This window comes from Rhizobium sp. N621 (assembly GCF_001664325.1).
Lineage (GTDB): Bacteria > Pseudomonadota > Alphaproteobacteria > Rhizobiales > Rhizobiaceae > Rhizobium > Rhizobium esperanzae.
The window spans coordinates 623,174-636,337 of record NZ_CP013499.1 but is presented as its reverse complement, the minus strand read 5'-3'; the positions used below and the strand labels follow the sequence as shown (position 1 = coordinate 636,337).

General features: G+C 59.0%; 10 protein-coding genes and 1 pseudogene. 8 read left to right on the top strand and 3 right to left on the bottom strand.

Annotation, left to right across the window (positions count from 1 at the left end):
- Position 1 precedes the first annotated feature (1 nt).
- The 3 genes from AMK00_RS29965 to AMK00_RS29955 all read left to right on the top strand — a co-directional run bounded on the left by AMK00_RS29965 (position 2) and on the right by AMK00_RS29955 (position 3,387).
- Complete coding sequence (locus AMK00_RS29965; RefSeq protein ID WP_064812992.1) at positions 2-871, top strand: SMP-30/gluconolactonase/LRE family protein; 870 nt, start codon at positions 2-4, stop codon at positions 869-871.
- A gap of 180 nt (positions 872-1,051) precedes the next feature.
- A complete protein-coding gene (locus tag AMK00_RS29960; protein ID WP_064813239.1) occupies positions 1,052-2,284 on the top strand; it encodes a mandelate racemase/muconate lactonizing enzyme family protein in 1,233 nt (410 codons plus the stop codon).
- A 92-nt stretch (positions 2,285-2,376) separates the two neighbouring features.
- Complete coding sequence (locus AMK00_RS29955; RefSeq protein WP_237350530.1) at positions 2,377-3,387, top strand: Gfo/Idh/MocA family protein; 1,011 nt, start codon at positions 2,377-2,379, stop codon at positions 3,385-3,387.
- Between the two features lie 168 nt (positions 3,388-3,555).
- Here AMK00_RS29955 and AMK00_RS29950 read toward each other — a convergent pair whose 3' ends face one another.
- A complete protein-coding gene (locus AMK00_RS29950) occupies positions 3,556-4,026 on the bottom strand; it encodes a heme-degrading domain-containing protein (protein ID WP_054185881.1) in 471 nt (156 codons plus the stop codon).
- 566 nt (positions 4,027-4,592) lie between these two features.
- Between AMK00_RS29950 and AMK00_RS29945 the strand changes: the two genes are divergently transcribed.
- The gene (locus tag AMK00_RS29945) at positions 4,593-5,408 is read left to right on the top strand and encodes an NAD-dependent epimerase/dehydratase family protein (RefSeq protein WP_054185871.1); all 816 of its coding nucleotides are present in this window, start codon (positions 4,593-4,595) and stop codon (positions 5,406-5,408) included.
- A 297-nt stretch (positions 5,409-5,705) separates the two neighbouring features.
- Here the strand turns inward: AMK00_RS29945 and AMK00_RS29940 are convergent, their stop codons facing one another.
- Positions 5,706-6,716, bottom strand: coding sequence for a Gfo/Idh/MocA family protein (locus AMK00_RS29940; protein ID WP_064813237.1), 1,011 nt, complete (start codon positions 6,714-6,716; stop codon positions 5,706-5,708).
- Between the two features lie 182 nt (positions 6,717-6,898).
- Here AMK00_RS29940 and AMK00_RS29935 point away from each other — a divergent pair, with 182 nt between their 5' ends.
- Positions 6,899-7,786: an aldose 1-epimerase gene (locus tag AMK00_RS29935; protein ID WP_064812988.1), complete on the top strand. Its 888-nt coding sequence runs from the start codon at positions 6,899-6,901 to the stop codon at positions 7,784-7,786.
- A gap of 36 nt (positions 7,787-7,822) precedes the next feature.
- On the opposite strand, the gene AMK00_RS29930 is transcribed toward AMK00_RS29935, so the two are convergent.
- A complete protein-coding gene (locus AMK00_RS29930; protein WP_064813236.1) occupies positions 7,823-8,521 on the bottom strand; it encodes a FadR/GntR family transcriptional regulator in 699 nt (232 codons plus the stop codon).
- 490 nt (positions 8,522-9,011) lie between these two features.
- On the opposite strand from AMK00_RS29930, the gene AMK00_RS29925 reads away from it, so the two are divergent.
- From AMK00_RS29925 to AMK00_RS29915, 3 genes and pseudogenes are all read left to right on the top strand, one after another.
- Positions 9,012-10,445 carry an aldehyde dehydrogenase family protein gene (locus tag AMK00_RS29925; protein WP_064812986.1) on the top strand — a complete coding sequence of 478 codons (1,434 nt, stop codon included), beginning with the start codon at positions 9,012-9,014 and terminating at the stop codon, positions 10,443-10,445.
- Between the two features lie 132 nt (positions 10,446-10,577).
- Positions 10,578-12,152, top strand: a complete 1,575-nt coding sequence (locus AMK00_RS29920; protein WP_064813234.1) for a Re/Si-specific NAD(P)(+) transhydrogenase subunit alpha — start codon at positions 10,578-10,580, stop codon at positions 12,150-12,152.
- Between the two features lie 16 nt (positions 12,153-12,168).
- Positions 12,169-13,071, top strand: a pseudogene (locus tag AMK00_RS29915) (NAD(P)(+) transhydrogenase (Re/Si-specific) subunit beta); the annotation flags it as partial.
- Between the last annotated feature and the right edge of the window lie 93 nt (positions 13,072-13,164).

Here is a 13,164-nt window from a genome sequence, read left to right as displayed (position 1 = left end):
GATGGGTATGAAATTCGATGTGCTCCTGAGCGCGGCTTTAAAGGGCGAAAGTCCTGTCTGGGACGACCGGCGCAACTGCGTATTCTTTGTGGATATGGGTAAGCCTGCGGTCAACAGTGTTCGGCTTGACGGCTCTGAGTTTAGATCGTGGCCAGTGCCCGAACTCGCCGGCAGCATTGGCCTGGGCGAAAGCGGCAACCTTATTGTTTCTCAACCGAAGAGCCTGCTTGTCTTGAATCCGGAAACGGGACGGCTTCGGGAGTTGGTCCGAGTCGAGGGAGAGCCGCCTGAAAACCGGCTTAATGATGGGAAAACCGGGCCGGATGGAGCTTTTTGGGTCGGATCTATGGACACCAAGCGCGAGCGCCGCGAGTCGATTGGTTCCCTTTTCCGCGTAACCGGCGACGGCCGCATAACGCGTGTGATCGAGCGAGGAATGTTTGTCTCGAACGGCTTGGCCTGGTCGCCGGATCACCTGATCATGTACCATTCCGACTCCGCCGGCCCGTGGATCAACCGATACGACTTTTCGCCCGCGACGGGCGCTGTGACAAATCCCACGCGCTTTGCCGAACTCTCCGAGCAGGCCGGGCGACCCGATGGTGCCGCATGCGATATCGAGGGCCGCTATTGGAGTGCGGGCGTATCGGCAGGCGTTATCAACGTCTTTTCGCCGACAGGCGCCATCCTCAAAACCTATCCGACCGAAGTAACGGCCCCGACCATGCCTGCCTTCTGCGGCGAAAATCTGGACTACCTGGTCGTAACCTCGCTGCCTGACCGACCGAATGGACGCGACATCGATGGGTCGCTGATGATTGCGAAAACAGATACGAGGGGCGCCCCTGTGAGCAGGTGGAAAGACAGGTGATATGAATCGTCCGGTTGTCGAACGGTGCTGTGGAGAACCAAAGTTCCGCTGACGAACCGAGAAAAGATTGACCGGGCACGCCGCCACCAAAGGCCTGCGTCGACGCTGATGACAGTCAACATCGCGAAGATGAAACGGTTGAGTTCGGCCGTGCCGCTCTTGCTGATTACGGAGGCAATGATGAAGATAACCGAGATCAGAACCTATCTTATGCAAGCCGCCACCTCGGTGCCCCAACCGAAAGCCGGGCAGATAGGACATAAGGTTTGGGATCCGGGAACGTCCCGCAATTGGCTGTTCGTGAAGGTTCTGACCGACGAAGGCACCTATGGGGTGGGCGAATGCTCAGGCTGGCCGCGTGTCGTCGAGAGGGCGGTCAAGGATCTGGAAAATCTGCTGGTGGGGCAGGATCCCACGCATATCGACCTGCTCTGGAGCAAAATGCAAACGGCGATCATGGGCCATGGTGTCCTCGGTACGGTGGGCGGCGGCGCTCTTTCCGGCATCGAGATGGCACTGTGGGATATCAAGGGAAAAATCACGGGGCAGCCTGTGTGGAGCTTGCTGGGCGGGCGTTTTCGTGACTCCATTCCCCTATATACTCATGCCTCCACGACCGAACGCGCCGACGAACTCGTCGCTCTCGGATACAAGGGACTGAAAGTCGGCATATCCAAGGCTGGCGATGTCGAGACGGTGTATCGGATTCGCGAACATCTGGGCATGGACATCGACCTTATGGTGGATGCGCATGGACCGCCTTGGCTGACAGTTTCCGATGCGATCGCCATCGGAAGAGAACTCGAAGCATGCAATCTTCTGTTTTATGAAGATCCGGTCGCGCCGGACCGCATTGACGCCTTCCGGCAGGTTCGCGAAGCCACCACCACGCCGCTTGCCGCCGGTGAGAGGGTCAGCACCGTCTGGGGAATGCTGCCATATATCGAGGGAGACCTCGTCGATGTCATTCAGCCAGATACTGGTCGTGCCGGCGGCATAACCCAGATGAAAAAAATGGCGGCAATGGCCGAAGCCCACTACATCACCGTGGCACCCCATTCGGGCTCTCTCGGTCCCGTCGGAGAGTTCGCCGCGCTGCACGTCATGGCAACCATTCCCAATGCTCTGATGCTTGAGCGTGTCGAGCACGACTGGGAAGGTCGGCATCGTGTGATAACCGCATCTCCCGTTTTCCAGGATGGCCGGTTGCTTGTGCCGAATACGCCGGGATTGGGAGTTGATATCGTCGAGGACGAAATTGCAAAACATCCCAGCGTGCTCAATATCGTGATCCAGCCGACCGTCGAAAATTACGAACCCGGGACCGCTGGCGAAGCTCCCTATTTTCAACAGCGCCGTGGTCGCAACCGCGCATGGAACCGAACAGTTCGGTCTCCCTCCGACGATTCATAATTACCGGCGCCTGCACAGCAGAGAATAAAATGTGACGCGGCCGGCGGCGGCCGCCTCGACCTTTTCCACATCACACATTGGAGGCCATCATCGTGACGAAGAAAGTCCGTTGGGGTATTATGTCGACCGCTCAGATCGGCCGGACACAAGTGGTTCCAGCCATCCTTAAGAGCCCATTGTCAGAAGTCGTCGCGGTCGCGAGCCGTGATCGGGCCGCAGCCGAAAATTACATCGCCGAACTCGGCCTTACCAGCGCCTGCAGGGCGCACGGCAGCTATGATGCGCTGGTGGCCAATCCGGAGGTCGATGCGATCTACAATCCGCTTCCGAACCATTTGCACGTGCCCATGACACTGGCAGCGACCCATGCCGGCAAACATGTCCTCTGCGAAAAACCGATTGCTCTCACCGCCAAAGAGGCAGAGCAACTGCGACATATTCCGAAAGGCATAGTTTTCTACGAAGCCTTCATGGTCCGGTTCCATCCGCAATGGTTGCGGATGCGTGAGATCGTCCGATCCGGAGAGCTGGGTGAGATACGCGCGGTTCACGCGACCTTCAGCTACTTCAATGCAGATCCGGCAAATGTACGCAACAAGGCTGACATCGGCGGCGGCGGCGTCTACGATATCGGATGTTATGCCGTTACCGCTTCGCGCTTTCTGTTTGGCAGCGAGCCCAAACGGGTAGTCGCCCTGCTCGACAGGGATCCGGACTTTGGTACGGACCGCCTGGCGAGCGCGATCATCGACTTTGATCAAGGCAGGCAGATGAGCTTTATATGCTCGACGCAGGCCTCACCCCAGCAATCCATTCAGGTTTTGGGGACAAAGGCACGGGCCGAACTTGTTATTCCCTTCAATCCTCCGGCCGGCATGCCCACGGCACTTGTCGTAGACGGCGGTGCGACCTTGGATGGCAGTCTTGCGCGGCGAGAAATTCTGCCGGCGACCGATCATTATACGGAACAGGCGAATGCCTTTTGCCGCGCGGTGCTAGGGGAAGCGCCTTTGGAATGGGGCGTGGAAGATGCCATCCTGAACATGCGCGTGCTGGACGCCATCTTCGCCAGCGAGAAGACGCAAGCATGGGCCGAAATCTAGAGCCGTGACTTCCGGCGCGGCAAAGTCGCGCCCGATACGACACTCGACCAACAATCATCCCGCTCCAAAGCGCGTCGCAATCTTTTCAGATTTCGCTCCTCGCGCTTTAGGTCTATGTTTTTACGCATGTCGTTAGCGCAACCGCCGCACACTTTTGCGTGACATGCTCTAAAGCGTCGAAAGGACGTTCCGAAGCGCCTCGACCCCGAGGGCATGGTCGTCGAACTGTGTCAACCCACTCACCGTCACCGCGCCGAGGCATCCAGATCCCTTTACGACGATAGGGACCCCACCTCCACTTGCGCAGTAATCGCCCGGCGCAAGCGCATAGCGCTCCAGCAGTGGCCTTTCCTGTTTGTCTGCAAGCAACTTCATGAGCAGGGAACTCTTGTGAAAGCGCTCCACGACGTTGCGCTTTCTGCGTATCCACGCCTCGCTGTCGGGGGCAATTCCGGGCATCGCGAAGTAGAATAATTGCTGACCCGGTCTTGAAATCTCACAGGCGATCCGCTTGCCGGCAGTATCGGCCCGCTCGTGAATGAAAGCACCGATCCTCCAGGCAACGCCTGCATCGAAGTGCGGCAGCTGTATCTCGAGCAGCTCGGTCTCAAGAACTGCAATCTGCTCATCGATAGTCATGCCATCTCCTTCATCGCCCATCGGGAACATATCCGCTGCGCGGCAACAGTCAGTTCGGTCGTTGCAAATTCAGCCAGGACGCTGTTTTCACGCCAGAGCCGCCTTCATTGCCGGGCGGAAGTTATCGGACGCGGATGCGAGCGACTGATCGTCTTGCAAAACTTATAGCAGCTATTGACAAATTTATACAAGAGGAATTGTATGGGCATGCTGCGTTTACCTTGCGTACGCCCGCGGCTGAGCGGCTGTATCGCGCTCCGAATGACCAAGTGAGATCGGGATGTTTCCGTACCATGAAAGCCGACAAAGCCCTGCCGATCCGGACAGCATCGTCCAGTAACATTTGGACCGGGATTCGATTGCCGACGTGGCAGGTTGGCGTCCATCGCAGTCATTGCCATCGCACTGCCTTTTAGAACTCAGGATACGAATAATACGCATTATAGCGGCGGACAGCAGCGCTTGCACAGCGGTCGCGACCTGCACGGGCAGGCAGGACTTGGGCGCGATCTGCACATCAGATTTGATATCAGGGACTTGAAGGGTCTCAAGAAAGGGCAACGTATATGAAGACCATCGCACTGACCGGCGGATCCGGCAGCATCGGCAGCGCCGTACGAAAGTACATGACCAGCCAAGTTGGCGAACTCCGGATTGTCGACGTCGCCGACCCGGGCACGCTTGAGGAAAATGAGACGTGGCATGCAGCCGACATTACAGATGTCGACAGCATGACGAGTGCTTTCGCAGGCGTCGACGGCATCGTACACATGGCCGGCCTCCGTTCGGAGACGGACCTTGAGTCCATCGTGCGCGTCAACGTGATGGGGACTTACAACGTGTTCGAGGCTGCACGCCGGTCCGGCGTGAGCCGCGTCGTCTACGGCTCAAGCAATCACGTCGACGGCTTCTATCCAAGGACGACGCTGGTAGACCCCCAAATGCCGATGCGCCCCGATACCCGCTACGGGCTGAGCAAATGCTGGGGTGAGCTAACCGCTGGAATGTTCTATGACAAGCACGGCATCGAAACCCTGTCGATCCGGATCGGAAACGCCGCTCCAAGGCCGCGCGATCGAAGAGCGCTCTCAATGTGGGTGAGCCCCCGAGACTTGGCGGCGCTCATCCTGATCGGACTCAACCATCCGCAAATTCGGTGCAACGTCGTCTATGGAGTCTCGAAAACCGCCGAACCCTGGTGGGACAACTCCGCTGCGACCGCTCTAGGCTATACTCCACAGGATGAAATCGCCGCCTTCGCGGAACCGGGAGCATTCCATCCCGAGCCAGCCGATACTCCTGCAGTCGTAAAGTTTTTTCAAGGCGGAGGCTTCTGCATGCAAGAACATGACGGTGTGGTCCGGCTGCGGACAGACGATTGATTTCTGACGCGGATTGACCGGCAGCTCGCGCACCTTGGGGGGTGCGCGGCTCTGCGGGCAGGGGGACCCAAGCTCCGCACATCGGACAAGTGAAGGTGGTCTTCACCCCGCGCCAACGGCCTCGATAACGTCGTCCGCCGTCCTGTATTGATCGGATCAACAGGCGAGGCGTGCGCGAGGCGCATGGCCACGCCGATGTAACCGATAACGTCTCAAACGGCGCAAACCGGCGCGCAGTATATCAATGGATTATAGCATAGCGTCGGTGAAACGGCTCACACCATTCGGCATCGCGCTTTAGACTTCCTGCCAGGCGCCATTCCGCTCGCTTGCGAAAATCGCTTCCAGAACACGGGTGTTGGCGATGGCGTCGACCACACCCCATTCGAGCGTATCCATCCCCAAAACCGCTCTGCAGAACGCGTCTGCCTGTTCAGTATATTGGTCGGCGACCGGCATGATTTCGCGCCGTGTCAGCGTGCCGTCAAGTGAGGCGCCGTGATCCACGAGTAGCGCCGTATGGTCGTCCGTCGGAGCGTTGAACGGGATGACGATTTCGACACGCCCTCTTGTCCCGATGATTTCGACCGACTGATGCCGAACTGTTTGTGTGGAGCAGGTGAACGCCAACTGGCGTCCACTACCGAAATCCGCAAGCACGGAGATGAGGCGATCTGTTTTGAATCCAGGGTCTCGATCCACCAGCGAAACAACCCGCCTCGGTTCCGAGCCGAAGAGGTATCGGGCGGCTGCAACGGCATAGCAGCCCACATCGTAAACGGTGCCTCCACCGGCATCGACCCTGTTGCGCACATTGGCCGGGTCGTCATTGAAATAGCAGAAGGCAACGCGCACGGAGCGCATGTCTCCTAATTCACCTGACCGTACGATCGCGCGCGCCCGCTGCCACTGCGGATGGTAACGGAACATGAACGCTTCGGCGAAGACGATATTTTCGGGTATCTCCCGCAATTGCTCAGCCTCCTGCAAAGACAGTGCAACCGGCTTTTCGCAGAGAACATGCTTTCCCGCACGAGCCGCCTGCAGCGTCATCTGCACGTGCAAGTGGTTAGGCAGCGGATTATAGATGGCGTCGATATTGGGATCGGCGAGGAGTTCTTCATAGCTGCCATACGCCCTGGCCGTTCCGCCCAGGCCCAGCCGGGAGATGTAGCCGTCTGCTTTGGATATATCCCGCGACGCAACCGCAACAACTTGCGAAATCGTCGACTTCAGGATTGCGGGCACCACTTTCTTGGCGCCGATCCCAGCTGTCGACAGCACTCCCCACCTGACCCTTGATGACATTGACATCTCCTGAAGATTGGCCGGCTCGGTTTCCTGTCTTGGGAGGACCAGGGAAATTCCAGCCATTTACCCCTTTCATGATTTCCAAAAAAATACAAGAGTTGACAAAAATATACATATGTTTTTGATGGTCGCTACGGCGGCGGCTAGCACACGCTCCGCTGTTGAGCGCAGGGAACACGATGATAGAGCAAGTTTCAATTCAAAGCTCGGCGCTTCGAGCCGACATCGTCCCGTCCCGGGGCGCTGGTTTGGCTCGGTTTGCGTTTAATGGGCAGGACCTGTTTCAGCCCGTGCCTCGACCGGGCAGGGCCCCACCCGTTGATCTTTGCTCGATGGTGCTGGTCCCCTGGTCAAATCGCATTTCAGGCGGAGGGTTTACCTTTGACGGCGCGTTTTATCCGCTGTTCCCCAATCGACCTCCAGATCCGCTGCCGATTCACGGCAACGGTTTTCAAAGCGAATGGATCGTGAGCCGTGCCCAATCGGACTTGGTTGAGCTCAAACTTGCAAGCAGCGGTCCCGGCCCTTTTGCCTACGAAGCGACGATGACCTATGCGGTCTACGACTACGAACTTGTGATGGCTCTGAGCGTCATTAGCCGCAGCCAAATCCCCCTGCCGTATGGGTTGGGGTTTCACCCCTTCCTTCGGCGCACGGCGGAGATGCTCCTGACGGCACCCGCCAAAGGCGTTTGGCTACACAATGATTCCAACCTGCCGGAAAAGCTTTTGCCTCCGAACGAGGTTCCGGATTGGGACTTTTCGAGACAGCGCCAACTCCCGCACCGAAAAATCAATAACGGGTTTGTCGGCTGGAATGGCTGTGCCGACGTCGTCTGGCCCGAGTTCGGGCTTGGCCTTGCTATATCGGCTTCGCCCACGCTTTCAAACTATATCGCCTTCTCACCGTCGGCGGATGCTCCGTTCTTCTGCTTTGAGCCTGTCAGCCATGCAATTGATGCGCACAACCTTCCAGGTGGGGCAGACAGGCACGGGCTCATTAGGCTGGCGCCCGGCGAAAGCACGTCCATCTCCTGTCGATACCAGGTCCGACACCTGAGTCAGTAGATTTGGCTCGGCTTCGCTCATCCGATGATGCTGGCCTCACAGCCCCTCAAACATGCGTTGACGCGCATTGAGGATGTGGCGCTGCATGGCCAAGCGGGCAGCCTGTTGATCTCGCTGCCGGATAGCCTCGAAAATTGCATCATGTTCTGCTTGCACAGCACGCAGCCGTTCAGAGGTCCCCAGCAGACTAAGCTGACGGGTGATGTTTATTCCTGTCGCAATGTTCGCCGCAAGCGAAAGCTGGAGTGAAATATAATAGTGGTTTCTCGTGGCTCGAGCGACGGCCTCATGAAAATGCCGATCTTCCTCGATCCCGACTGCTCCAGTTCGGAGACATCGCTCGAGGAGGTCAAGAGTAACTCTCAAGCGCTCTAAATCTTCCTCTTGCCACTTCTCGGCAGCGAGTGCGGCGGCGGCGGCCTCGTGTCCTGCCCGAAATTCGAAACACCGCTGCACATCGGCGAGTGATCCAACTTGCGCGAATTGAAGGACCGCCATATCCGGTTGTCTTTTCACGTAAGAGCCGGACCCTTGCCGGGAGATGATGACACCATCCTCGCGAAGTCGCCCGAGCGCCTCTCGAACAACGGGGCGCGATACGACAAATCGTGTCGCCAGCTCCGTTTCCGTTGGAAGGCGGCTGTTTAAGATTAAATCTCCGCGCGCGATCAGCCCGACTATTCCGTCGTAAACCACGTCGCTCAGTTTTTCCGGAGGACTTTCTTCCCGAGACACGAGTACGAGCCCTCCATCGTTCACTCCCCTCTCAGTTCCATGGGCTTGATCCTCAACACGCGTCATCTCTCACCTGTTTGTACGCCACGGAAACATCGTCGGCTGCCTCGAACATAGGCTGCCCCGGTCCAACGGACAATAATCGGTTCCACTGATCTCTGTGTCCAAGCTTAATCGTTGTGAATCCGCCCGCCTTGCCGAATTGCGTTACCGGCTACCGCAAAAGACAACAGGGCTCGCATGTGGCTCTGCGAAACTTTTACACTGACTGGGCAACGGAACACGGTCGGCGCAGTTGTTCGACCAAGTCGTCGCAGGCCCTCACTTGTGACTTGCTGCCGCGGCAAATTTACCGGCCAACCTGAACCCCACTTCGAGAAAGCCAGCTTTTAACAAATTCATTGCAAAAGATACAAATCTATGCCAGTTGATCCGCGCGGCTCGCTCCGGATGACGTAAGGAGCTGATCAGAACAGTGAGCATTGATGATATGACCATTTATCAAAACCTGATCGCCGGCGAATGGGTCGGCACTAACGCGACGAAGAACATCAATCCGTCCGATACGAACGAAGTCGTCGGCCTCTATGCCGACGGCAGCGCCGAAGACACCAAAAACGCCATCGCCGCCGCCAAGGCTGCCTTCCCGGCCTGGTCGCGCTCGGGCATCTGGGAACGCCACGTCATCCTGAAGAAGACCGGCGACGAGATCATGGCGCGCAAGGACGAGCTCGGCGCGCTGCTCGCCCGGGAGGAGGGCAAGACCCTGCCGGAAGCGACCGGCGAAGTCATCCGCGCTTCGCAGATCTTCGAATTCTTCGCAGGCGAAGCCCTGCGGCTTGCCGGCGAGGTCATCCCGTCGGTTCGCCCGAACATCGGCGTCGAGATCACCCGCGAGGCGCTCGGCGTCATCGGCATCATCACGCCCTGGAATTTCCCGATCGCCATTCCGGCCTGGAAGATCGCGCCGGCGCTCTGCTACGGCAACACCATCGTCTTCAAGCCGGCCGAACTGGTGCCGGCCTGCTCCTGGGCGATCGTCGACATCCTCAACAGGGCAGGGCTGCCGAAGGGCGTTCTGAACCTCGTCATGGGCAAGGGCTCGGTCGTCGGCCAGGCGATGCTCGAAAGCCCCGATGTTGCCAGCATCACCTTCACCGGCTCCACCGGCACCGGCCGGCGTGTCGCCGCCGCCTCCATCGAGCATAACCGCAAGTTCCAGCTGGAGATGGGCGGCAAGAACCCGATGGTCGTGCTCGACGATGCCGATCTGTCGGTCGCCGTCGAAGCCGCCGCCAATTCCGGCTTCTTCTCCACCGGCCAGCGCTGCACGGCTTCGTCGCGGCTGATCGTCACCGAAGGCATTCACGACAAGTTCGTCGCCGCATTAACAGAGAAGCTGAAGACGCTGGTGGTCGATAACGCGCTGAAGGCCGGCACCCATATCGGCCCGGTCGTCGATGAGCGGCAGCTGAAGACCGATACCGACTATATCGCGATCGGCAAGTCGGAAGGCGCCAAGCTCGCCTTCGGCGGCGAGGTGATTTCCCGCGACACGCCCGGCTTCTACCTGCAGCCGACGCTGTTTACTGAAGCGACCAACCAGATGCGCATTTCGCGCGAAGAGATCTTCGGACCTGTGGTCTCGGTGATCCGGGCGAAGGATTATGACGAGGCGCTTGCTATCGCCAATGACACGCCGTTCGGGCTTTCGGCCGGTATCGCGACCACCAGCCTGAAACATGCGACGCACTTCAAGCGCAATTCGGAAGCCGGCATGGTCATGGTCAACCTGCCGACCGCCGGCGTCGATTTCCACGTCCCCTTCGGCGGCCGCAAGGGCTCGTCCTACGGCCCGCGCGAGCAGGGCAAGTACGCGAGCGAATTCTACACCACCGTCAAGGCGGCCTACACGCTGGGGTGACCGCGACAATGTTTCACAAGTACAACCACTAATATACGGCCACCGCCGCGTGCTGCTTGTTCCGTCGCCGTTTTATCGGTCTGCGGTAGGCCATCGCTGCGACTGGCGGCTCGGAGAATATCGGTAATGGCTATCAAGGTGGGCGCTCCAAGAGAGATTCACGAAGACGAGTCGAGAGTTGCGATGACCCCCGACAGTGTGGTCCATCTCAAAAATCTTGGCTATGAATGTTTGATCGAATCTGGAGCGGGCATTTCGGCAGGATTCTCGGACGAATCCTATCGCGCTGTGGGTGCAGACGTCATGCCATCCCAGGCCGCGCTTTGGACCTCGGCAGAGATCATTGTAAAAGTCCGTCCCCCTATCGAACTCGAGATTGGATATCTTACACCTGACAAGACATTGATCTCGTTCTTTTATCCTGTTCAGAACTACGACCTTCTGCACGGAATAGGCGGGAAGAGGGCCACGGTGATTGCCATGGACATGGTGCCGCGCATCTCGCGCGCCCAGAAGATGGATGCGCTGTCGTCGATGGCCAACATCGCCGGCTACCGGGCGGTGATCGAGGCCGGCAGCAATTTCGGGCGTTTCTTCACCGGCCAGGTGACGGCCGCCGGCAAGGTGCCGCCGGCCAAGGTCTTGGTGATCGGCGCCGGCGTCGCCGGTCTTGCGGCGATCGGTACGGCAACGTCGCTCGGCGCCGTCACATATGCTTTCGACGTACGCCCGGAAGTGGCCGAGCAGATCGAATCCATGGGGGCGGAATTCGTCTTCCTCGACTTCGGAGAAGAACAACAGGATGGCGCCGCGACCGGCGGCTATGCCACGCCGTCCTCGCCGGAGTTCCGTGAGAAGCAGCTTGCCAAGTTCCGCGAACTCGCGCCTCAGATCGACATCGTCATCACCACCGCCCTGATCCCCGGACGGGATGCGCCGAAGCTGTGGCTTGCCGACATGGTAGCGATGATGAAGCCGGGTTCGGTGATCATCGATCTGGCGGCCGAACGCGGCGGCAATTGCGACCTCACGGTTCCCGATAAGCGGATCGTCTCCGACAGCGGCGTGATCGTCATCGGCTATACCGATTTCCCGAGTCGCATGGCGGCGCAGGCCTCGACGCTTTATGCCACCAATATCCGCCACATGCTGACGGACCTGACGCCCGGGAAGGATGGGGTGATCGTCCACAACATGGAAGATGACGTCATCCGCGGTGCGACCGTCACCTATCAGGGCGAGATCACCTATCCGCCGCCACCGCCCAAGGTAAAGGCAATCGCCACCCAAAAGCCCATGGAAAAGGTGAAGGAGCCGACGCCGGAGGAAAAGCGGGCCCGGGAAATGGCCGCCTTCGAGACGCAGACCAAGAACCAGAGCATGCTGCTTGCAGGCGGCACGGCCCTGTTGCTTCTCGTAGGCGCCTTTGCGCCGGCAAGCTTCATGAGCCATTTCGTGGTGTTCATGCTCTCCTGCTTCGTCGGGTTCCAGGTGATCTGGAACGTGTCGCATTCGCTGCACACGCCGCTGATGGCAGTGACCAATGCCGTCTCCGGCATCGTCATTCTGGGCGCGCTCTTGCAGATCGGTTCGGGCAACTGGCTGGTGGTGACGCTCGCCGCGTTGTCTGTACTGATCGCCACCATCAATATCGTCGGCGGCTTCCTCGTCACGCGGCGCATGCTCGCCATGTTCCAGAAGTCCTGATCGGGAGGGGTTTGTCATGACGATCGGTATCGTTTCCGCCGCCTATATCGCGGCAGCAGTTCTATTCATCTTGTCGCTCGGCGGCCTCTCCGGCCAGGAGAGCGCCAAGCGCGCCGTCTTGTACGGTATATCGGGCATGGCCTTGGCCGTCGTCGCCACCGTGTTCGGCCCCGGCGTCGGCAACTGGTTCATCATCCTTCTGATGGTAGCCGGCGGCGCGGTCTTCGGCCATTATGTTGCAAGCCGCGTACAGATGACCGAGATGCCGCAGCTCGTCGCGGCACTGCATTCCTTCGTTGGGCTGGCCGCCGTCTTCATCGGCTTCAATGCCCATCTCGAGGCATGGCGGGTCGTTGCCATGGACGAGGCGGCGCGATCGACGCTTGATGGGTTCGCCGGCATTCTCGCCCACAAGACGCGGGTCGAACTCGTGATCATGAAGGTCGAGGTCTTCATCGGCGTCTTCATCGGCGCGGTGACATTCACCGGATCGGTCATTGCCTTCGGCAAGCTTGCCGGAAAGGTAGATGGCAAGGCGAAGAAGTTGCCAGGCGGACACCTTCTAAATACTGCCGCGGCGATCCTCTCGCTCTTCCTTCTCATGATATACGTCGACAAGGGAGGCATCTGGACACTGATCCTGATGACGGCGGTCGCGCTCTTCATCGGCTATCATCTGATCATGGGCATTGGCGGCGCCGACATGCCGGTGGTCGTGTCGATGCTGAACAGCTATTCCGGCTGGGCGGCGGCGGCCATCGGCTTCACGCTCGGCAATGATCTGCTGATCGTGGTCGGGGCGCTCGTCGGCTCTTCCGGCGCCATCCTCTCCTACATCATGTGCAAGGCGATGAACCGCTCTTTCGTCTCGGTCATCCTCGGCGGCTTCGGAACGGCTGGCGGGCTGCCAATGGAAATCGCGCTCTGCGCCTCTTGATCAACTCTCCCTTCAAAAGTCGAAACACCGCCGCGCGCCGCTCGGCGGGCAATTAAATGTATGCCGATGAAAGGG